Source organism: Parabacteroides chinchillae, assembly GCF_900108035.1.
Taxonomy (GTDB): Bacteria; Bacteroidota; Bacteroidia; order Bacteroidales; family Tannerellaceae; genus Parabacteroides; species Parabacteroides chinchillae.
The window spans coordinates 419898-442091 of sequence record NZ_FNVS01000001.1; the positions used below are offsets into that span (position 1 = coordinate 419898).

The window sequence follows — 22194 nt, forward strand, 5'->3', positions numbered from 1 at the left end:
ATCGTCTTATTTATTTTTCAATATCTGCCGGATAAACAATACCTAACTGGCGTCGTACTTCATCAATAATTTCCAAAGTGATCAACGAATTCGTATGGCTATTAATTGCAGACTCCCTGTGTCCAGAAAGTATCAGGTTGATAAACTCGGCTACTTCATAGAAATATTCATCTTTATCGGTCGTTGCACTTACATTCTCAGACTCGGGAGCAGGTCCCCTACCCGAAGCTGCCACTAAACGAGGCGCATAAGTTACATGACTGATTATATTAATCCGGTCAAGAGTTATATTTCCATCTTCTCCTTGTATCTCCGTCGGCAGAGAAGAATTAGCAATCTTTGAATATAAAACTGTAGCATTCATACCGTCATATTCAAAATTGACAGCCCCCTGGCCATCTGCACCCGATGATAAAACAACTCCCGTTGCTTCCACCCTTTTAGGACGGCCAAATAAAACAACCATTGGATAAATAGTATAAATACCGATATCCATCATCGCTCCATTGGAAAGCTCCGGATTGAAAGCATTCAAAACAATACCTTCTTTAAATTTGTCATAACGAGACGAATATTGGCAATAACAAGAAAAGTAACGACGAATCACCCCTATCCGATTCAGGTTTTCGCGTACAGAAAGAAAATTCGGCGTAAGCGTAGGTTTCATCGCTTCCATCAATGTCACGTTATATTTACGGGAAGCCTCTATCATTTCTGCCGCCTCTTTAGCATTGGAAGCTAAAGGTTTTTCACATAAAACATGTTTACCATGTTTCATACATAAAATACTTTGTGAAGCATGCAGGAAGTTTGGGGATGCAATATAAACAGCATCAATTACCGGACTTTCAGCCATTTCTTCCAAAGACGTAAACGTATATGGAATTTGATATTTAGCAGCAAATGCATCTGCTGTTTCTTGTGTTCGCGAATAAACAGCAACAAGCTCAAAACGTTCATCCTGCTGCGCACCGGCAATCACCCAGTCCGTAATAAAATTGGTTCCTACTACACCAAAACGTATTTTCGAAATGTGTTGTTGATCCATAATATATCAATGTAAAATTAAAATATTCTCTTGTACTTCAAGTTCCGGCACATAAGAAACACTATCCGGAATAAGACAATAAGGAACTGCATCCTCCAAATGCTTCGCAACCAAACGTGCCATATGATCCGTCTCTTTCATATATGACAGAAGGTCATCTTTATGGGCGTTCCACATATCACGTGCAATTAAAGCAGCATCACTACCCGGAACGTATTGGCCTGATTTAACCAGCAAATCAACCAAAGCTCCACCAAAAGTAGTATCCTCTATATTTATTTTATCTTGCCAGCCAGAACACAAAACAACAACATTGTGTTGGTGGAGCAAGCAATAATCAGCAACAGCCTTTAAATTTACAAATGCACCGGTTATAACCCGGTATGCATCTTTTGCTACAGTAATAGCCTTGGTTCCGTTTGTCGTAGTGAAAACAACATCATGCCCCGATATTTTCTCCGGAGTATAATCGAATGGAGAGTTACCAAAATCAGCAAAATCGCATTTCTTTACATTTCGTTCGGCCCCAACCAGCCAACCTTCAGCTTTATATGTTTGTGCCTCTTCAATAGTAGCAACCGGACGAATAGTTCGCACACCATTCCGGAAAGCGGCAGCCATTGTTGTTGTCGCCCTAAAAATATCTACCACAACGACAACCGATTCAGGGTCGTGATAAACCTGATACAATGCAGGAGAGAAACATACATCTATCTTCATACTAGCATATTATTTCCGACAAAATTAGTAGATTATTTGAACTTTTTCCCGTCGTCCATGTTTAATCTATACAATTTAAAACCGTTTTAAAACTAAATCTTATGAAGAGAATTGTAAGTTTCATCGTCGTTCTTGCCGTATCAATGTGCGGAATGACTCAGATTAAGGCTCAGAAATCAGTAGAAAAAGCAGCCAAAAAAGTAGAAAGAGAAGTAAAGAAACAAGAAAGATTAGCACAAGATGCTATCATGGACGCGCAAGAGTTCAATTCGGCCGTACAAGCAATCAATAATCAATCTTTCGTATTGGAAGCAAATAGCATACAACCAATGAACGGACCTGTATACTATGTAAACTCTAATACTAACTTTGTGTCGTTGAACAACGGGCAGGCAATGGTACAAATCGCGTCTACTATGAACCCAAACCCTGGTCCTAACGGATTAGGCGGTATCACCGTACAAGGTATGGCTTCTAATATACAGACCAAACAAGATGACAAAGGAAATGTATATCTAAGCATGAGTGTTATGGGTACATTTATTTCTGCAACTGTGAACTTGGTTCTTATCAATGGTTCAAATAATGCAACCGTTACTGTAGACCCGAATTTCTCAGGTAGAAATCTGACAATGACAGGTACATTACTACCATACTCTGACTCAAATATTTTCCAGGGAACAACTTATTAACATGTCCAACTTTTCTATAATAAGGATGGCGGTGCTCCGTGAGGAGCATCGCCTTTCGCTTTTATTCAGGTTTCAAGACTTCTTTGTTATCAGTAAATCATATATATTTGTACTTCAAACCACAAATATCAAACAATATGAACCGCACATTATTTACATTGGTTTTAATAGTAAATCTGCTCTTTTCGTTCAGCGTGCAAAGCAAAGCTGCAGAAGAAGGCATCCGGGGTGTATGGATACCCGCACCCAGATTCACATCCGTATTACATACTTATCAAGGTGTAAAAGATTTTGTCCAGTCAATGGATGAATTAAATATGAACTCTGTTTTTCTCGTTTCTTATGCCGAAACCAAAACGGTTTTTAAAAGCAAAGTCCTTACGAATTACAGTACTTATAAAACTCCTGAAGAATGTTATCTCTTAACAGATTACATAAAAGATTACCAAAGTCCGACAAATGATCCCGTAAGAGATTTAATCGATGAAGCGCATAAATACAATATCAAAGTTTTTTTCTGGTTTGAATATGGTTTTATGGGAGAAGGACGACCTATTGGTAAAGAAAATCCTATATTGGCAAAAAACCCGCATTGGCTTGGTATTAACAACCTGCAAGAACCGGCAAACTACAACAATCACGATTACTATTTCAATGCATATAATCCTGCCGTTCAGAATTTTATGATCGAACTAATAGAAGAGGCCATTACTCTTTACCCGGATATCGACGGAGTTCAAGGAGATGATCGTTTGCCGGCTATGCCTAGAAATTCAGGCTATGATGTTTATACAGTTTCATTATATCAAAGCCAGCACAACGGAACTCTTCCTCCAACTGATTATAACAACCAAGAATGGGTAAACTGGCGATTGGAAATACTAAACACTTTCGCACGGAAGTTGCATGCAAAAGTTAAAAATAAAAATCCGGATATTATGGTTAGCTTCGCCCCGAATCCATACCCTTGGTGCGAAGAGAAACTAATGCAAGACTGGCCTCAATGGTGCAAAGACGGAAAATGTGATTTACTTGCCGTACAATGCTACCGATATTCGGCAGATTCCTATCGTCTTACATTATCTGAAGTACTAAGTTACCTTGACAAAAACAATCCGAAACAATTATTCGCACCAGGTATAATTTTAATGGAAGGTGGCAACTCCAATATGACACCGGAACTACTAGAAACCCAACTCAGGATAAACAGAGAGCTTGGTGTAGCCGGTGAAATCTTTTTTTATAATGAAGGCATCAACATACCTTCTTTCAAAAATGTATTGAAAAAAGCTTACAGTAAAAAGCTATCGTTCCCTCTCAAATAAATAAAAAGTGCACCTGTAGGTTGAAATCAACTATTCGGGTGCACTTTTTTATTTATTACAAATATTCTGTTTTCCGACAGGCCTGCACTATTTTCGGAATGGTGCCTTTACAACCTGAGCCTTCAGATTTTTATTACGTACCTTAATAAATATCTCAGTACCAGCTTTTGCAAACTCAGGTTTCACATATCCCATACCGATACCTTTCTTCAGAACAGGAGACATAGTACCTGAAGTTACTACACCTATTACACTGTCATTACCGTCAACAATTTCGTATCCGTGGCGGGGTATACCTTTTTCAACCAGCTCAAAGGCACACAACTTACGGGTTACGCCTTCTTTCTTCTGACGTTCTAATTCTGTACGGTTTGTAAAGTTCTTTCCGTCTACAAACTTAGTAATCCATCCTAAGCCGGCTTCGATTGGAGAGGTCGTGTCATCCAAATCGTTTCCATACAGGCAGAAGCCCATCTCCAGACGTAAAGTATCACGAGCTCCCAATCCGATAGGTTTAATACCTTCAGGTTTGCCAGCTTCAAAAATTGCATTCCAGATAGTCATAGCATCGTCCAAATAGAAATACAACTCAAAACCGCCTGCACCGGTATAACCTGTATTGGATATAATAACATTCTTGCAACCGGCAAATTCTCCTACTAAAAATGAATAATAAGGAATAGAAGATAAATCAACCGGAGTAAGACGCTGCAATATTTCTGTTGCCTTAGGTCCCTGAATGGCCAACTGGCCAATGCGATCCGATGAGTTCTCAAGCTCTGCTCCCACTGTGTTATGGCTTACGCACCAATCCCAATCCTTCGCTATATTTCCGGCATTTACAACTAATAAATACTTTTCCGGTTCATAATGGTAAACTAAAAGATCATCTACAATACCGCCTTTATCATTAGGGAAACAAGTATATTGGGCTTTACCAATCGGCAATACGGAAGCATCATTTGAAGTAATACCCTGAATAAAAGCCAATGCATTCGGGCCTTTTACCCAAAATTCTCCCATGTGAGATACATCAAATACACCTGCACCCTCCACTACGGTCATGTGTTCATCAATAATACCGGTATATTCAATCGGCATGTTGTAACCGGCAAATTCATGCATTTTTGCTCCGAGTGCAATATGCACGTCGGTAAACGGAGTTGTTTTCATGTTATTTTCGTGTTTAAGATTTTTGAGCTGTAAGCTCTGCTATTTTAATTATAGTTTGCATACTTTTTTCTAAAGACTGAACTGGCAGGAACTCATAACGTCCATGAAAATTAAGACCTCCTGCAAAGATATTCGGGCATGGCAATCCCATAAATGATAAACGGGCACCATCCGTACCTCCGCGAATAGGCTTAACAAGTGGAGTAACACCTACAGCCTCCATCGCTTCAAAAGCCAAATCGACAATAAATTTCTTAGGTTCAACTACCTCACGCATATTATAATATTGATCGCGAAGTTCCAGAGTTGTACTACCCGGATGCATTTCGTTCATACGTTTAACCAACATACGTAATTGTTCTTTCTTTTGTTCAAACAAAGAACGTGTATGATCGCGGACGATATAAGATAGCGTAGCACTCTCCACTGTGCCATTCATCCCTGTAAGATGGAAAAAACCTTCATAGGCTGTTGTGTGTTCAGGGCGTTGAGATACAGGTAACCAGGAAGCAAACTCGGTTGCCAATAAACATGCATTCAGCATCTTATCCTTAGCATATCCGGGATGAACATTCAATCCTTTAAAAGTCACCTTAGCTCCCGCTGCATTGAAATTTTCGTATTCCAATTCTCCAATCTGACCGCCATCAATAGTATAAGCCCATTCACAATCAAACTTTTTCACATCAAAATGATCCGCTCCCTGACCGATCTCCTCATCAGGAGTAAAGGCTATACGAATCCTTCCATGTTTAATTTCAGGATGGTCTTTCAAATATTTTACAGCAGATATTATAGCAGCAACACCTGCTTTATCGTCTGCGCCTAGCAATGTTTTACCATTGGTTACAATAATATCCTGCCCTTTATAATCGTTCAGTTCCGGGAACATGGATGATGATAAAACAATATTTTCTTCAGCACACAACACAATATCCCCACCTTTATAAGTAACAATACGCGGTTGCACATCTTTGCCCGACATATCCGGGCTAGTATCTAAGTGTGCAACAAAACCAATGGTAGGAATATCCGCCGTTGTATTAGCAGGAAGTGTAGCCATCAGATAACTTTTATCATCCAATGTTATATCCTCCAACCCTATTTCTTTCAGTTCTTTTACTAATTCCTGGGCAAACACAAGTTGTCCGGGTGTACTAGGAGTATTCCCCGTCTCTTCATCCGATTGTGTATCGAACGTAACGTATTTTAAAAATCTGTCTATCAAATTCATGATTTACCTCTTTTAGTTCTTTATATTAATGCTATAAAGATAGACAAAATTATCTGTATTCATCAAAAACAACTCGATCCATTATAGCAATGTGTACAAACACATTCTTTCGGCAATCCTATCGAAGCTATGAGATCTTCAACAGTATTGAACTTCAAAGTTGTAATATTCAATTTTTTTCTGATACATTCCACCAGTTTTGTATATTGCTCCGACCCGGTCTCTGCATATTTATCCAAATCTTTAGCATCATCGCCTTCAAGTTCTTTAATGATACGGCGGGCAATCAATTCCAAATCCGACTTGGAAGCCGAAAAACCCAAAAACGGACAAGAATGCAAAATAGGAGGACATCCGATACGCATGTGCACCTCTTTAGCTCCGTATCCATACAATATATTGACATTATCACGCAACTGAGTACCTCTCACTATTGAGTCGTCACAAAAAATCACACGTTTGTCACGAAGCAATGTACGATTCGGAATTAATTTCATTTTTGCAACCAAATCACGCACAGCCTGGTTAGAGGGGGTAAAACTACGCGGCCATGTTGGCGTATATTTCACAATAGCCCGACGGTAAGGAATACCTTTACCTTCCGAATAGCCCAACGCCATACCAATACCGGAATCAGGAATGCCGGAAACATAGTCCGCATCCACCGTATCCTTTTTAGCCATTGCTATACCACTAGCATAGCGGGAGGCATCAACATTTACACCTTCGTACTCTGAAACCGGATATCCATAATAAACCCAAAGGAATGAACATACCTGCATCTTCTTATTTGGTTTACGGAGTTGTACCATTTCATCAGCCTTCAACATAACGATTTCTCCGGGTCCCACATTATATTCCAATTCAAATCCCAAATTAGGGAAACTGCTAGGTTCGCTGGATGCAGCAAAAGCACCTTCTTTTTTCCCTATTAAAAGAGGAGTGCGTCCGTATTTATCGCGTGCAGCAATAATACCATCTTCGGTAAGGATCAACATAGAGCACGAACCTTTTATTTTCTCAAATACAGTTTCAATGCCATCTACAAACGTTTTTCCTTCCGAAATAAGCAATGAGATCAATTCGGTTTGATTAATACTACCCGAACTGAGTTCGGAAAAATGGCGTCCTCTTTCCAGTAACTCCACTTCAAGTTCCTTCAGATTATTCACTTTTGCAACCGTCACAACCGCATATTTACCCAAATGAGAGTTTATGAATATAGGCTGCGGATCCGTATCACTGATAATACCGATCCCCGAATTTCCCTCAAATTTGTCTAACTCGCTCTCAAAACGTGTCCGAAAATATGAATTTTCAAGATTGTGGATTGAACGTCTAAAAACTCCGTTGTGCAACGTTACCATACCGCCTCTGCGGGTTCCCAGATGAGAATTATAATCTGTGCCGTAAAACAAGTCGGTAGCACAAGCCGATTTAGAAATAGTGCCAAAAAAACCACCCATCGTTTATAGTGTTATTGATTTTTGAATTGCAAAGGTACAAGATTATTTAAGAATTGTCCAAACGACATAGTGTAAAAGTACATATCTTCTTTCCGATATTTAACTAATAGGACATTGTCAACATTCATTTTGCCAGAGAAGAAAAACAAAGCCAAACACACCCGGATTTTCCTAGCAGAGACAATCAAACACTTTTTAACACTCATAAAACATATAGGTAACCAATCTGTTAGAAACAAATATTACTTAACACAGCTCAAAAAACTTGCATTGTAAAAAATAATATCTACTTTTGCACCCGGGTAAGTCCTATACGGCATGCTCCCTCGGAATCCCCCAGGGCTTGACCGCAGCAAGGGTACTTGGTTGTAGCGGCGCGATGTAGTAAGCTTACCCACCTGCCTCTTTAGCTCAGTTGGCCAGAGCACGTGATTTGTAATCTCGGGGTCGTTGGTTCGAATCCGACAAGAGGCTCAAAAATAACAAAAAAGGAAGTTCTGCAAGGGCTTCCTTTTTCTATTTTATAGACAATATTCTTGTACATTATCATAATAATACTATCTTTGTGATTAAGAATTCAAATATGCTTACATCATGGGAGAAAACAAGAGTTTACTAATTAAAGATGCAATGACCTACGGGTTTATAATGGGAATATTCTGGGTAGTAAAGTATTTATTCTTTATTTTCAGTGGCTCAGCCTCCATACTAAACTATGTATACATACTGCTGACTCTAGCCGTCCCGTTCTTTGCTTATCATCTTACCAAAAAGTATAAAGAAGAAATAGGAGGAGAAATAAGCTTTTTCCACGCATGGCGTTTCGGAACAATGATATATTTCTTTGCAGCATTAATCGTTTCTCTTGAACACTTCGTATTCTATCAATTTATAGCACCGCCAAATTTTTTACCAAATGTAATAAATCAGGCAATTGACACGTTAAAAAACACAAATGTAAATACCGAAGTCATCGAATCGGTCAGCAATATGAATTTTTCTCCGATACACATGGCTATTCAGGGTATTTTCAACAATATATTTTATGGTATCGTATTGTCTATACCGGTAGCGGCTCTTCTGTGCAGAAACAATGCATCAGGCGCTATCACACAAAAGAGCCAGGAAGAATAAACAATAACAAATTAAATGGACATATCAGTAGTTATTCCGTTGTATAACGAAGCCGAATCTTTGCCGGAATTATTCGCATGGATAGATCGGGTTATGAAAGAACATAAATTCAGTTATGAAGTCATATTCATAAATGACGGGAGCACAGACAACTCCTGGGAAGTGATTGAAGATTTAAAAAAGAAAGAGCCGGAAATTGTAAGAGCTATTAAATTCCGCCGGAATTACGGAAAATCGCCTGGATTAAACTGCGGTTTTGAACGTACGCAGGGAGACGTTGTTATCACAATGGATGCCGATCTGCAAGACAGTCCGGACGAAATACCCGAACTATACAGAATGATAAAGGAAGACGGGTATGATTTGGTTTCCGGATGGAAAAAGAAGCGCTATGACCCGCTCTCTAAAACCATACCAACAAAGCTATTCAATGCCACGGCCCGTAAATTTTCAGGAATCAATAACCTTCATGATTTCAACTGCGGACTTAAAGCATACAAAAGCATCGTTATAAAAAACATTGAGATATATAACGACATGCACCGCTATATCCCCTACCTGGCAAAAATTGCAGGATTTCATAAAATCGGGGAAAAGGTAGTACAGCATCAGGCACGTAAGTACGGAACGACAAAATTCGGATTGAACCGTTTCGTTAATGGTTATCTTGATTTAATTACGTTATGGTTTACTTCCAAATTCGGAAAGAAACCGATGCACTTTTTCGGCCTGTGGGGAAGCGTAATGTTTCTGATCGGCTTTATTGCTTTGGTAATTGTACTAAGTGCTAAGCTAATATCCATAATCAACGGAGATTTAAGACCTTTAGTAACAAACTCTCCATACTTCTACGTTTCACTTACAGCAATGATTGTTGGGACACAAATGTTTTTGGCAGGATTTATCGGAGAACTGATCTCCCGAAATTCACCCAACAGAAATCATTATAAGATTGAATCTGAAATATGAATTTGTTGGAATTAATAAAGAAACGATGTTCCATTCGTAACTATTCATCATCTCCTGTTGAAGACGAAAAGATAAGCTACATACTGGAAGCGGCACGCTTAGCTCCTTCTGCCGTCAACTATCAGCCGTGGTATTTCCTTATTGTAAAAAAAGAAAGCGGATGCAGAAAGTTGCAGGAGTGTTATCCGAGAGAATGGTTTAAATCGGCAAACTGTTTTATCGTCGTTTGTGGAGACCAAAGTCAATCGTGGAAACGCAATGACGGCAAAGATTACATGGATATTGATGCAGCCATCGCAGCTGAACATATATGCCTTTCGGCAACCGAACAAGGATTGGGAAGCTGTTGGGTTTGTAACTTTGACACTGCACTTTGTAAAAAACATTTCAATATACCGGAAACAGTTGAGCCAATAGTAATCATACCTATCGGCTATCCGGCAACTCCTTCATTGTTCGACGAGACACCCAAAAAGCGGAAGGCAATTGAAGAAACAGTAAAACTGGAAACATTTTAACAAATGACATTTATAGAAATCCTACTTCTGGCTGTTGGCCTGTCCATGGACAGTTTGGCAGTCTCTGTAACAGGTGGAGCTGTTATAAAAAAATGCACATTCGGTAATGTTGCAAAAATAGCAATGGTAATGGGGATATTTCAGGCCTGTTTTACTATCGCAGGCTATTTTGCAGGGCTAGGATTCCAGAAATATATACAAGCTTTCGACCATTGGATAGCGTTCTCCCTCCTACTCTATCTGGGAGGAAAAATGATTTATGAAAGCACAAAAGCTGAATCCGAAGATTGCAAGTTCAATCCCCTTTGCAACAAAACTTTATGCGGATTAGCAGTTGCAACGAGTATAGATGCACTAGCTATAGGGATTTCGTTGGCATTACTTAACCAACCTCTACTTTTATTAGCAACAACAATAGGCATCGTTACCATTATCATATCGGCCACTGGTGTTTATTTTGGCAGCCACTTCGGGAGAAAAATAGACCTGAAACTGGATATTATCGGTGGTCTCATATTAATAGGCATTGGAACAAAAATACTTATCGAACATCTGTTTTTCAATTGATCCGGACAATTAATCTTAAAAACACCGGGATCGGTTGAATCTGAATATTTTTTATATCTTTGCGGCAACAAATATCTCAATATGAGTAAAAGAGTAAGCCTTCTTATAAGTCTGGGTGTTCTTTTATTAACTGCTTGCACTAATCAAAGTCAGTACTACGAAGATAGTGGTAGCGTATTTCATACGCTCTATCACATCAAATATCAATCGCCAAAACCATTAACAACGGCCATAGATAAAGAATTCCAGGACTTCAATCATTCACTGAATCCGTTTAATCCTAATTCGATTATTTCACGTATAAACAACAACGACTCTATCAAAGTTGACGAATGGTTTTCCGAGGTGTTCCTTAAAGCCAGCGAAATCTCAGATAAAACAAACGGAGTCTTTGATATAACCTGTGCTCCTTTAGTCAATTTATGGGGATTCGGTTTCAGCAAAATGGATAGTGTTACCCCAAACATGATTGACAGCATTAAACAGTTTGTCGGTTATAAGAAAGTCCGCTTAAAAGACAAAAATATAATTAAAGACGATCCCAGACTCATGCTAAATTGCTCCGCTATCGCAAAAGGGTATGCATGTGATATTATTGCCCGTTTACTAGAACGGGAAGGAGTTACCAACTATATGGTGGAAATTGGTGGTGAAGTAACAATGAGCGGAGTTAATCCTAATGGAGATTGCTGGCGCATAGGAATTAATAAACCGGAAGATGAATCCACAGGTATTCAGAATGAAATTGAAGAAGTGGTACAACTTTGTAAAAAAGGGGGAATTGCAACATCAGGCAATTACCGCAATTTTTACATAAAAGACGGAAAGAAATATGCCCACACAATTGATCCCAGAACCGGATACCCGGCAGAAAAAAACATATTAAGTGCAACGATTATAGCAAACGATTGCATGACTGCAGATGCTTACGCCACAGCATTTATGGCAATGGGGCTGGAACAAGTCCGTAAAATAGCAAATACGCTACCGGAAATAGAATATTTTATTATTTATTCGGATGAGAATGGCAAGCAGCAGATAGAGTATTCTAAAGGAATGGTGCAATATCTCCCTAATCGACAAACATTATCTATTCTAGAAAACCCTTAATCTCAAGATGGAAAAATATGCAAGCCAATTAGAATGTAAAGATGTAAATGCCGGAAAAATATTACTAAAAGGGAAGCTAAATAATAACTTATTATTATTTGTCTCTTCCGGGAGCATTATTATCAATAGTAATAATAAATCAAAAATTGAAATAAACGAAGGGCATTTTGTTCTGTTATCTGCCAACACAGATTATATAGCAACTGCAGTAACAGCATCTCATATACTATTTATTCACGCAGATTCTCTATCGGATATGATTATTGACGATCCGGGATGGGATCCGGAAAATCCGCAGGTTTTGCCTATACTTCCCGCATTAGCAAAAACCCTGAACCAAATAGAGTATTATCAGAAAGACACAAGAACCCAATTAAATTAGAATTTTTGCAGTTCTCTATAAAGACGTTGGATTGGCAAACCCATTACATTATAAAACGATCCGTTAATAGCCTCAACACCAACATATCCGATCCATTCTTGAATACCATACGCTCCCGCTTTATCAAACGGATGGAAATTATCTACATAATATTCAATCTCTTCCATTGATAATTCTGCAAAACAGACGGCAGAAGAAACCGAGAACGTTTCCTGTTTTCTTTTTGTTACAATACAAACGCCCGTTACAACTTCATGTACGTGGCCGGATAATTTAGAAAGCATCGAAATAGCTTCTTCCCTGTTTGCAGGTTTCCCCATTACTTCAGTAAATGTCCACACTATAGTATCGCCGGTTATCAACAGCTCATCATCAGCCAGTTTATCTAAGTATGAATTAGCCTTCTTTCTTGCTATATACTCCGGTATTTCTTCTCCTTGTAATGAACTGGGATATGACTCATCTATATCAGGTATAGTACGAACTTCAAATGCCACACCTAACCCAGCCAAAAGCTCTTTTCTCCTAGGAGAATTAGAACCCAATATAATCTTATAGTTATTCAAATTATCCAACATAACCACTCCTTTTCTGCATTACATTACCACCCAAAAGCTTCTTCACTCATCCAATGAGACTGTGCCTTTAATGTTTGCTCTATTACATCACGCGCTACACCGCAACCTCCATTTTTCAAGGAAATATATTTTGCTATGCTTTTAATCTCCGGAGCTGCATCTGCAGGGGCGACAGGCAAACCAACAAGTTTCATGACATCATAATCCGGAATATCATCACCGGCGTACATTACCTCCTCTGGCAACAAGCCTGTTTTTTCCATAAAATCATTAAAATCATGGATCTTTATTGCACTCTTCATATAAATATGTTTTATACCCAAGCGGGAGAAACGAATTTCAACAGCTTCAGTATAACCGCCCGTTATAATGGCAACATGATACCCTTTCTTTACAGCCAACTGCAAGGCATATCCATCTTTTATATTGACAGTACGCATAGGGTCTCCATTTGGATGCAACGGGATTACATCACAAGATAAGACACCGTCTACGTCAAACACGAAAGCTTTAATCTTTGTAAGGTCATAATTGATATTACTCATTTTGGGCCTCCTTATGTATACTCCGGCTCATAAGTTGATAGATCGTTTTCATGTCCTGATCATTCAACATCGCCAGATGTTTATTAATTACGTTTTCATCATACCGGATTGCCGGTCCGGTCTGTGCATCCCGGGGCGGCATTTCATGTACCTTCGCAGCCGTTTCGTCTATTAAGGGATACAGTACATTCATTGGTATTTCTTGCTCTGCCACTATTTTACCAGCTAAAGTATAAATATGATTTGTAAAATTGCAAGCAAATACAGCTGCGAGATGCAGGTATTTTCTTTTCTCTGAAGATAAATACCGGACATCTTCCGACAAAGCACTCGCTATTTCCTGTAAAACATTTTTATCCTTTTCCGAATTAGCCTCCACAAAAAAAGGTATAGTCTTAAAACCTATTTCACGTTCCCTACTAAAAGTCTGTAATGGATAAAGCACACCAAAACGATTTGCATATCCTTCAAAAACACTCATCGGCATACTTCCTGCCGTATGCACCCACAATCCATTATTCGACTTCACCCCTGCAATAACTCCCTGAAGAACTGAATCTTTCAGAGAAAAAACATACAAATCGGCATCAGACTTTATTTCAGTCAAGTTTGTTGTCCACGGACAATTCAACTTTTCAGCCAAACTCTTTGCATGCTCCGTAGTATGACTATAAACCTGTTCAACAATCATTCCTGCCCGGTGCATTTCCAAAGACAAACGGGTAGCTAAGTTTCCGGCACCAACAAATACAATTCTCATTTTACCGCATTTTCGTTTTCCCCTGGCATTTTAAAAGTGCCCAAATGAATTTTTTCCCATTGTAAATGAGATTCATCAAAAGGTTTACGTGCCTGGTCTTTATAACCGAAACCTATTATTGATAACACTTCCAGTTGATAAGGTATGTTAAACAGATTACGTACGTACTGACTGGAATCCATATCATCTTCTGTCTGACGATTACGAATCTGGCACCAACAACTCCCCAGCCCCAGGTCTTCTGCCTGCAACTGCATATAAATAGAAGCAACGGCAGTATCCTCAATCCAGACATCACTCTCCATTACATTTGCAAGAACAACCACAGCCAAGGCACAACCTTCCAAAAAAGAAGAACCGTTCTTTTTACAAGCTGCCAGCTTTTTCAGCATCTCTTTATCTTCGACAACAACAAACTGCCACGGATTACTCCGTTTAGAAGCAGGAGACATTAAGGCTGCTTTCAATATAAGTTCTACTTGTTCAGGAGAGAGCAATTCTTCCGTAAACTTCCGGGTGCTTCTTCTATTCTTTATAAGTGTTGTGAAATTTCCCATTTTTATATTCCTTTGTACGGACTTTTAAGTCATATTTTGCAAATATAAATATAATTTTTTGCACGTATTATATACGCTTCCTTCTTTTTTCTCGTTAGTAACTCTATAATATATAGATTATGAAGATTCGTGCGATAGCTGCACTGCTATTTATATTACTATCATTAAGTGCTTTCGGGCAAGGACATATAAAAGTAACCGGATACGTTCGTGATGCGGACGGTAATCCTTTGGAATTGGTGAACATCCGGGTTAAAGGAACTTTAAACGGAGCCATGACTAATGAAAAAGGATACTATTCCATATCTGTTGCATCAGGAGACTCGATTGCCCTCATATATTCCTGTCTCGGATATAATAAAGCCGAAAGAATAATACCTCAGGCAATCACAGACATGAGGTTAAACGTGCAAATGAATTATACAGCCTTAGAGTTGAATGAAGTTTCCGTCACTGCCATTCGTAAGCAGACTACAACAATGGAAACAATGAATGCCGACAAAATAAAATTACTTCCCGACCCGGCAGGAGGAAGTATAGAAAGTCTTGTAGTTACATTTGCCGGAGTGTCATCCAACAACGAATTAAGTTCACAATACTCCGTACGTGGAGGCAGTTATGACGAAAACATTGTTTATGTAAACGGCATTGAAGTATTCCGTCCTCTATTAATCCGTTCAGGGCAACAGGAAGGGCTAAGTTTTATTAATCCGGACTTAACCGAATCCGTAAATTTTGCAGCCGGAGGTTTTGAAGCCAGTTTCGGAGACAAGATGAGTTCGGTTCTGGATATCACTTATAAAAAACCAAAAGCGCTTGAAGGTTCGGTTTCTGCCAGTTTATTAGGAGCCAGTGCTTATGTTGGAAGTGCTTCCGGTAAATTTACACAGGTAACGGGCATCCGTTATAAAACAGGCCGCACATTATTAAAAACAATGGATACAGATGCCGAATATGACCCGAACTTTATAGATGCACAAACATATATGACCTATAAACCGGCACCGAAATGGGAAGTCAACTTTTTAGGCAACTTGTCGGTAAACAATTATAAATTCATACCTCATAACAGGGAAACCACTTTTGGCACTATTTCAAACCCAAAGAATTTCACCGTATACTTTGACGGACAAGAAAGAGATAAATTCCAGACTATGTTTGGAGCACTTACCCTTAAATACCAACCGAATGATAATACGGAAGTAGGTTTACAAGCTTCTGCTTTCAACAGTAAAGAAGAAGAAAGTTATGATATTTCGGGAGAATACTGGTTAAGTGAAAACGGAGCCGAAGATGCCGGAGATAATATTTCATCCGCAATGTCTGTAGGACGTTATCACGAACATGCAAGAAACCGTTTACGTTCCAACATCATGAACGTAGGTCATTACGGTATATCCCGGTTAAAAAACAACACACTGAAATGGGGAGCCTTAGTACAATTTGAAAAGATAAACGACAGAATCAGCGAATGGGAAAAGCGGGATTCCTCAGGTTATTCCCTGCCTCAGACAGGTGGTACTGTAAATTTAATCGACAATTTGTTTTCAGACCAACAGTTACAAAGCACCCGCTTATCCGCTTATCTTCAGGATGCATTCAAATTCCGGACAAAACAGGGATTATTCACACTTGTAGGAGGCATCAGGGGTAGTTATTGGACTTATAATAAAGAATTTATCTTCAGCCCCCGTGCATCTCTCGGTTTTATCCCGAATTTCGATCAGAATCTGACTCTCCGCCTGGCATCCGGTTTATATTATCAATCTCCTTTTTATAAGGAATTACGTTTAACCCAAAAAGATGAAAACGGGAATAACATTACTATTTTAAATAACAAGCTAAAATCCCAACGTTCCATACATTTTATTTTAGGAGGAGATTACACATTCCGTGCTTCCGACCGGAATTTTAAGGTAACAACCGAACTCTATTATAAAAAACTGGATAACTTAATACCCTACACAATCGACAATGTCAAGATACGTTATTACGGAGAAAATTGTGCCAAAGGTTACGCAATGGGACTTGATGTCAAGTTCTTTGGAGAATTTGTTCCGGGAACAGATTCATGGATCAGCTTTTCATTAATGAAAGCCGAACAGACAATTCGTGAAACAACGAAAGTCCCTATGCCAAACAGCCAGGGATACAATATTTCTCTATTTTTCCAAGACTATTTTCCGGGATACAAAAGAGTAAAGCTAAACCTGAAAGGCGTTCTTTCCGGAGGACTTCCTGTCACAGCTCCACGTAAAGGTTACGAAGACGGCTACCACCGGACTCCTGCCTATAAACGTGTGGATTTAGGATTCTCATACCAGTTGGCCGGCGGAACCGATGCCATCATGGACAGAGGTTTTTTCAGGCATCTGAAAAACATCTGGCTAGGCCTGGATATATTCAACATCTTCGATATAAAAAATGTAAGCTCATATTACTGGATAACAGACGTATACAACACCCAGTATGCCGTACCCAACTACCTGACAGGACGGCAGCTAAACGTACGCTTAATTGTGGATTTCTGATTTCGGAACTTCCTTTTACCCTTTTTCAAAATCATCCCGATGATTTTCTAAAAAGATCACTATGATTTATAAAAAACATCGGGATGATTTTTTTCAAACATAAACGCCTTTCTCTTATCACTATCCAAAAGCTTTAATCCGGCACACAAAAGTCCACTTTTAAACATATATAAAGAGCAGATAAAAATAAAGATTTATTTCTTCATTTATAATAAAGAATGTACCTTTGCACATACAAAATAAAAACATTTACTAAATCTTTAAATTATTATTCACATGGAACTTACACATATCGAACATCTGGGTATTGCGGTAAAGAGCATTGAAGCTTGTTTACCTTATTACGAAAAAGTATTAGGCTTGAAATGCTATAACATCGAAGAGGTAGCTGATCAAAAAGTAAAAACAGCATTTTTCAAAGTAGGACAGACTAAAATTGAATTATTGGAACCAACCAGCGAAGATAGCACTATTGCCAAATTCATCGAGAAAAAAGGAGAAGGCATTCACCACATCGCATTTGCCGTACCTGATGTGCAGGCTGCATTAGACGAAGCTGCCGAAAAAGGCGTTCAGTTAATCGACAAGGCACCACGTCATGGCGCCGAAGGTTTAAATATAGCTTTCCTTCACCCAAAATCAACTTGCAGCGTACTGACGGAACTTTGCATGCCTGGAAAGTAATATTTTCTATTAACAAGTTCATTTCTAACAACAAATCAAAAATACAATGAGTAACCAACTTGAGAAAGTAAAAGAGCTTATCGCTCTTCGTGAAACTGCTCGCCTAGGTGGAGGAGAAAAACGAATCGAATCTCAGCACAAAAAAGGTAAATACACAGCACGTGAACGTATTGCCATGTTGCTGGATGAAGGAAGTTTTGAAGAATTCGATATGTTTGTACAACACCGTTGTACAAATTTCGGAATCGAAAAGACTAAATTTTTAGGAGACGGTATCGTAACCGGTTATGGTACGATAGACGGACGTTTAGTATATGTTTTCGCACAAGATTTTACAGTATTCGGTGGTGCTTTATCCGAAGCTTTAGCCATGAAGATATGTAAAGTAATGGATCAGGCCATGAAAATGGGTGCTCCTGTTATCGGATTGAACGATTCGGGTGGTGCACGTATTCAGGAAGGAGTAAATGCACTGGCAGGTTATGCTGAAATTTTCCAGCGTAACATTTTAGCATCAGGGGTTATTCCTCAGATTTCAGGTATCTTTGGCCCTTGCGCCGGTGGTGCCGTATATTCTCCGGCTTTGACAGACTTCAACATCATGACCCGTGGAACAAGTTACATGTTCCTGACAGGTCCGAAAGTTGTTAAAACTGTTACAGGTGAAGATGTAACACAGGAAGAACTGGGTGGAGCAAGCGTACACACCACAAAATCAGGCGTTGCTCATTTTGCTGTTGATACAGAAGAAGAAGGTTTGCAATTGATACGTAAATTAATCAGTTTCCTTCCGCAAAACAACCTTGAAGAAACACCGCTCATCGAATGTAAAGATCCTATAGATCGTTTAGACGACGTATTGAACGATATAATACCGGATAATGCAAATCAATCATACGACATGTATGAAGTGATCGGCACGATCGTGGACAACAACGAATTCCTGGAAGTACACGCTGATTATTCAAAGAATATTATCGTAGGTTTCGCCCGTTTTAACGGACAGACCGTAGGTATAGTTGCCAACCAGCCGAAAGTAATGGCAGGATGTTTGGATAGCAATGCTTCACGTAAAGCCGGCCGTTTCGTTCGTTTCTGCGACGCATTCAATATTCCTTTGGTAACATTGGTTGACGTACCGGGATTCCTTCCGGGAACAGGTCAGGAATACAACGGCGTAATCCTTCATGGTGCCAAGTTACTTTATGCATACGGAGAAGCTACAGTTCCTAAAATCACAGTTACTTTACGTAAATCGTACGGTGGAGCTTATTGCGTAATGAGTTCTAAACATTTACGCGGTGATATGAACTACGCATGGCCAACTGCAGAAATTGCCGTAATGGGACCGAGTGGTGCTGTAGAAGTTATTTTCGCAAAAGACGTTGCCGCAGCGGAAGATCCTGCAAAAGCAGCTGCAGAAAAAGAAGAAGAATACAAAAAAGCATTCGCAAACCCATACAATGCTGCTCAATACGGTTATATCGATGATGTTATCGAACCTCGTAACACCCGTTTCCGTATTATTCGTGCTTTACAACAATTGCAGACTAAAAAGCTGAGCAATCCTGCAAAGAAGCATGACAATCTGCCTCTGTAATTCTTAAAACAGGAAATGAATATGATAAATAAGAAAATAGGCGTATTGTTGTTGTTCGTTGTGCTCTTTTCATTCGGAGCAAACGCACAGCGCGCAGCCTCCATGCGAATAAATGAAGTGCTTGTCGACAACGAAGATAATTTTGTTGACGATTATGGCAAACGCCATCCTTGGATTGAATTATACAATACTTCTGCAGGAACTGTGAATATCGCAGGTTGCTACCTGACTAACGATAAAAACAATCCGAAGAAATATCCTATTCCAAAGGGTGATGTTTTGACAATCATTCCTCCCCACCAACACACGCTGTTTTGGGCGGACGGAGAACCTAACCGGGGTACTTTCCATGTAAATTTCACATTAGACCCTGCTACGGATAACTACATAGCTTTATATGATGCCGACGGTAGAACGCTAATTGATGAAATCACAATTCCCGCCGCACAGAAAGCTGATGTTAGTTACGGAAGAGTAATTGACGGACAAGATGAATGGGCACAACTTACTAAAGTTACTCCCAGTACAAACAACCTGACATTGGATTCGAATGAAAAAATCGAGAATTTCAAAGAAAACGATTCCATAGGTATCGGTATGACTGTCACAGCTATGGCTGTCGTATTTTCAGGTTTGTTTTTACTATACATTATCTTTAAACAAGTTGGTAAATTTGCTATCGCCGCAAGTAAACGCAATGCTAAGAAAGCTGCAGGAACAGCTTCCGGTGTTTCGGCTGACGCAGGAGAAGAATCCGGTGAAATTTTTGCAGCCATTGCAACGGCATTGTACGAAATGAGTGATGACAATCACGACGTAGAAAACACCGTTCTTACAATCCGCAAGGTAGCGCGTACCTACTCTCCGTGGAGTTCTAAGCTCTATGGCTTACGTGAAGTTCCCAGAAAGTAATTATCTCTTAAAAACAAAAAAGAATGAAAAGTTTTAAATATACCATCAACGGTAGCGTATATAAAGTACATATCAACTCAGTGGTTGACGATATCGCTGAAGTAGAAGTAAATGGTACTCCGTATCAGGTAAAAATGGAGAAACCGGCTAAAAAACAAATGGTAACTCTGAAACGTCCGGCTCAAGCCCCGACAACATCAACAGGAGAGCCTGTTATTACTCGTCCGACCGCCACAACAACCCAGGGCGCTGTTAAAACACCGCTTCCAGGAGTTATTCTGCAAGTTAAATGTAATGTTGGCGACACGGTAAAAAGAGGACAAACATTGATTATCCTTGAAGCCATGAAAATGGAAAACAACATCAATGCCGACCGTGACGGTAAAATCATCGAAATTAAAGTTCACAAGGGAGATTCTGTTCTGGAAGGTGCAGACCTCGTCGTAATCGGATAAGCGTATGTTTGGATCAATATTACTACAAGCGGCAGGAGTACAAGAAAGTTTTCTTCAGTTTTTAGGAAAAAACTTAGAGCTATTCCTTACCTATACAGGAGTATATAATGCAACTCCGGGACATATTATTATGATCCTGATAGGTCTGTTTTTTATATTTCTGGCAATTAAATATGAATTTGAACCTATGTTGCTGATCCCTATCGGATTTGGTATTCTGATCGGTAATATACCATTCAAAGATGCCGGACTCCAGGTAGGTATTTACGAACAAGGTTCTGTGCTTAACATCCTCTATCAGGGTGTAACCTCCGGATGGTATCCGCCGTTGATCTTCCTCGGTATCGGGGCTATGACCGACTTCTCGGCTTTGATTTCCAATCCAAAACTGATGTTGATCGGAGCAGCTGCCCAGTTTGGTATTTTCGGAGCATATACTATCGCTCTTCAAATGGGATTCGAGCCAAATCAAGCTGGTGCTATCGGTATTATCGGTGGTGCAGACGGTCCAACCGCTATCTTCTTGTCTTCTAAACTGGCTCCAAACCTAATGGGGGCAATTGCCGTATCTGCCTATTCTTATATGGCATTGGTTCCTATCATACAGCCACCGTTTATGAGACTGCTGACAACCAAAAAGGAACGTTTGATCCGCATGAAACCGCCGAGAGCTGTTTCTTCTACGGAAAAAATCATCTTCCCGATCGTAGGTTTGTTATTAACCTGCTTCCTGGTTCCGTCTGGTTTACCTTTGCTGGGTATGTTATTCTTCGGAAATCTGTTAAAAGAAAGTGGAGTAACACGTCGTCTGGCAGAAACAGCGCGTGGTCCGCTGATCGACACAATTACAATTTTGCTAGGTATCACTGTAGGTGCTTCAACACAGGCTACTCAGTTCTTGACATTGAACTCCATTAAGATATTTGGCTTAGGTGCATTGTCATTCGTAATTGCTACCTGTGCAGGTATCATATTCGTGAAAATTTTCAATTTGATCCTGAAAGATGGCAACAAGATCAACCCGCTTATCGGTAATGCCGGCGTATCTGCTGTGCCCGACTCTGCGCGTATTTCGCAGACTGTAGGTTTGGAATATGACCCGACCAACTATCTGTTAATGCACGCCATGGGTCCGAACGTTGCAGGTGTAATCGGTTCTGCTGTTGCAGCCGGTATCTTGCTTGGATTCTTGGGATAAACAGTTTGAATATAATAAGAAAAAGCCTGCCCGTTG

At 39.6% G+C, this 22194-nt stretch carries 23 protein-coding genes and 1 tRNA gene; 15 read left to right on the forward strand and 9 right to left on the reverse strand.

The annotated features are described in order from the left end of the window. Positions 1–10: 10 nt before the first annotated feature. A complete protein-coding gene (locus tag C4S38_RS01685; RefSeq protein WP_099465013.1) occupies positions 11–1048 on the reverse strand; it encodes a Gfo/Idh/MocA family protein in 1038 nt (345 codons plus the stop codon). 6 nt (positions 1049–1054) lie between these two features. Beyond that, positions 1055–1768, reverse strand: coding sequence for a 2-phosphosulfolactate phosphatase (locus C4S38_RS01690; RefSeq protein WP_103982277.1), 714 nt, complete (start codon positions 1766–1768; stop codon positions 1055–1057). A gap of 101 nt (positions 1769–1869) precedes the next feature. On the opposite strand from C4S38_RS01690, the gene C4S38_RS01695 reads away from it, so the two are divergent. After that, positions 1870–2460 (forward strand): DUF4251 domain-containing protein, encoded by a 591-nt coding sequence (locus C4S38_RS01695; RefSeq protein WP_099465011.1) that lies wholly within the window; start codon positions 1870–1872, stop codon positions 2458–2460. A gap of 137 nt (positions 2461–2597) precedes the next feature. Further along, positions 2598–3785 (forward strand): glycoside hydrolase family 10 protein, encoded by a 1188-nt coding sequence (locus C4S38_RS01700; RefSeq protein ID WP_103982278.1) that lies wholly within the window; start codon positions 2598–2600, stop codon positions 3783–3785. Positions 3786–3872: 87 nt separating this feature from the next. Here C4S38_RS01700 and gcvT read toward each other — a convergent pair whose 3' ends face one another. The 3 genes from gcvT to C4S38_RS01715 form a co-directional block, all read right to left on the reverse strand. Then, positions 3873–4958: a glycine cleavage system aminomethyltransferase GcvT gene (gcvT, locus tag C4S38_RS01705; protein ID WP_103982279.1), complete on the reverse strand. Its 1086-nt coding sequence runs from the start codon at positions 4956–4958 to the stop codon at positions 3873–3875. Between the two features lie 13 nt (positions 4959–4971). Next, a complete protein-coding gene (pepT, locus tag C4S38_RS01710; RefSeq protein ID WP_103982280.1) occupies positions 4972–6192 on the reverse strand; it encodes a peptidase T in 1221 nt (406 codons plus the stop codon). Positions 6193–6254: 62 nt separating this feature from the next. Then, positions 6255–7658 (reverse strand): amidophosphoribosyltransferase, encoded by a 1404-nt coding sequence (locus tag C4S38_RS01715; protein ID WP_103982281.1) that lies wholly within the window; start codon positions 7656–7658, stop codon positions 6255–6257. A gap of 400 nt (positions 7659–8058) precedes the next feature. Here C4S38_RS01715 and C4S38_RS01720 point away from each other — a divergent pair. From C4S38_RS01720 to C4S38_RS01750, 7 genes are all read left to right on the forward strand, one after another. After that, a tRNA-Thr gene (locus C4S38_RS01720) sits at positions 8059–8132 on the forward strand. Between the two features lie 120 nt (positions 8133–8252). Beyond that, positions 8253–8792, forward strand: coding sequence for a DUF4199 domain-containing protein (locus C4S38_RS01725; protein WP_103982282.1), 540 nt, complete (start codon positions 8253–8255; stop codon positions 8790–8792). A 15-nt stretch (positions 8793–8807) separates the two neighbouring features. Next, positions 8808–9761, forward strand: a complete 954-nt coding sequence (locus C4S38_RS01730) for a glycosyltransferase family 2 protein (protein ID WP_099465004.1) — start codon at positions 8808–8810, stop codon at positions 9759–9761. Then, positions 9758–10279 carry a nitroreductase family protein gene (locus tag C4S38_RS01735; RefSeq protein ID WP_103982283.1) on the forward strand — a complete coding sequence of 174 codons (522 nt, stop codon included), beginning with the start codon at positions 9758–9760 and terminating at the stop codon, positions 10277–10279. The genes C4S38_RS01730 and C4S38_RS01735 overlap by 4 nt, the downstream gene beginning before the upstream one ends. Positions 10280–10282: 3 nt before the next feature. After that, entirely contained in the window at positions 10283–10846 is a 564-nt protein-coding gene (locus C4S38_RS01740) for a manganese efflux pump MntP (RefSeq protein ID WP_103982284.1), read from the forward strand. 81 nt (positions 10847–10927) lie between these two features. Further along, complete coding sequence (locus C4S38_RS01745) at positions 10928–11956, forward strand: FAD:protein FMN transferase (protein ID WP_103982285.1); 1029 nt, start codon at positions 10928–10930, stop codon at positions 11954–11956. A gap of 7 nt (positions 11957–11963) precedes the next feature. Further along, positions 11964–12338: a cyclic nucleotide-binding domain-containing protein gene (locus C4S38_RS01750; RefSeq protein WP_103982286.1), complete on the forward strand. Its 375-nt coding sequence runs from the start codon at positions 11964–11966 to the stop codon at positions 12336–12338. Here C4S38_RS01750 and C4S38_RS01755 read toward each other — a convergent pair. Genes C4S38_RS01755 through C4S38_RS01770 form a run of 4 tightly spaced genes read right to left on the reverse strand, consistent with a single transcriptional unit; the run spans position 12335 to position 14778 of the window. Beyond that, positions 12335–12916, reverse strand: a complete 582-nt coding sequence (locus tag C4S38_RS01755; protein ID WP_103982287.1) for a Maf-like protein — start codon at positions 12914–12916, stop codon at positions 12335–12337. The two genes, C4S38_RS01750 and C4S38_RS01755, sit on opposite strands and share 4 nt — an antisense overlap. Before the next feature lie 23 nt (positions 12917–12939). Beyond that, positions 12940–13461 carry a KdsC family phosphatase gene (locus C4S38_RS01760; RefSeq protein ID WP_103982288.1) on the reverse strand — a complete coding sequence of 174 codons (522 nt, stop codon included), beginning with the start codon at positions 13459–13461 and terminating at the stop codon, positions 12940–12942. Continuing rightward, positions 13454–14221: a Rossmann-like and DUF2520 domain-containing protein gene (locus tag C4S38_RS01765; protein ID WP_103982289.1), complete on the reverse strand. Its 768-nt coding sequence runs from the start codon at positions 14219–14221 to the stop codon at positions 13454–13456. Before C4S38_RS01765 ends, C4S38_RS01760 begins: the two co-directional genes overlap by 8 nt. After that, positions 14218–14778, reverse strand: a complete 561-nt coding sequence (locus C4S38_RS01770) for a nitroreductase family protein (protein ID WP_103982290.1) — start codon at positions 14776–14778, stop codon at positions 14218–14220. The genes C4S38_RS01765 and C4S38_RS01770 overlap by 4 nt, the downstream gene beginning before the upstream one ends. 119 nt (positions 14779–14897) lie before the next feature. Here C4S38_RS01770 and C4S38_RS01775 point away from each other — a divergent pair, with 119 nt between their 5' ends. The 6 genes from C4S38_RS01775 to C4S38_RS01800 all read left to right on the forward strand — a co-directional run bounded on the left by C4S38_RS01775 (position 14898) and on the right by C4S38_RS01800 (position 22158). Then, positions 14898–17309, forward strand: coding sequence for a TonB-dependent receptor (locus C4S38_RS01775; RefSeq protein ID WP_103982291.1), 2412 nt, complete (start codon positions 14898–14900; stop codon positions 17307–17309). Positions 17310–17585: 276 nt separating this feature from the next. Then, positions 17586–17993: a methylmalonyl-CoA epimerase gene (gene mce / locus C4S38_RS01780; RefSeq protein ID WP_103982292.1), complete on the forward strand. Its 408-nt coding sequence runs from the start codon at positions 17586–17588 to the stop codon at positions 17991–17993. Positions 17994–18039: 46 nt separating this feature from the next. Beyond that, a complete protein-coding gene (locus C4S38_RS01785; protein ID WP_099464993.1) occupies positions 18040–19593 on the forward strand; it encodes an acyl-CoA carboxylase subunit beta in 1554 nt (517 codons plus the stop codon). Positions 19594–19614: 21 nt separating this feature from the next. After that, positions 19615–20505 (forward strand): OadG family transporter subunit, encoded by an 891-nt coding sequence (locus tag C4S38_RS01790; RefSeq protein ID WP_099465268.1) that lies wholly within the window; start codon positions 19615–19617, stop codon positions 20503–20505. A 23-nt stretch (positions 20506–20528) separates the two neighbouring features. Beyond that, positions 20529–20960 (forward strand): biotin/lipoyl-containing protein, encoded by a 432-nt coding sequence (locus C4S38_RS01795; protein ID WP_099464992.1) that lies wholly within the window; start codon positions 20529–20531, stop codon positions 20958–20960. A gap of 4 nt (positions 20961–20964) precedes the next feature. Next, on the forward strand, positions 20965–22158 hold the full coding sequence (locus C4S38_RS01800) for a sodium ion-translocating decarboxylase subunit beta (protein ID WP_103982293.1): 1194 nt from the start codon (positions 20965–20967) through the stop codon (positions 22156–22158). The last annotated feature ends 36 nt before the right edge of the window (positions 22159–22194 follow it).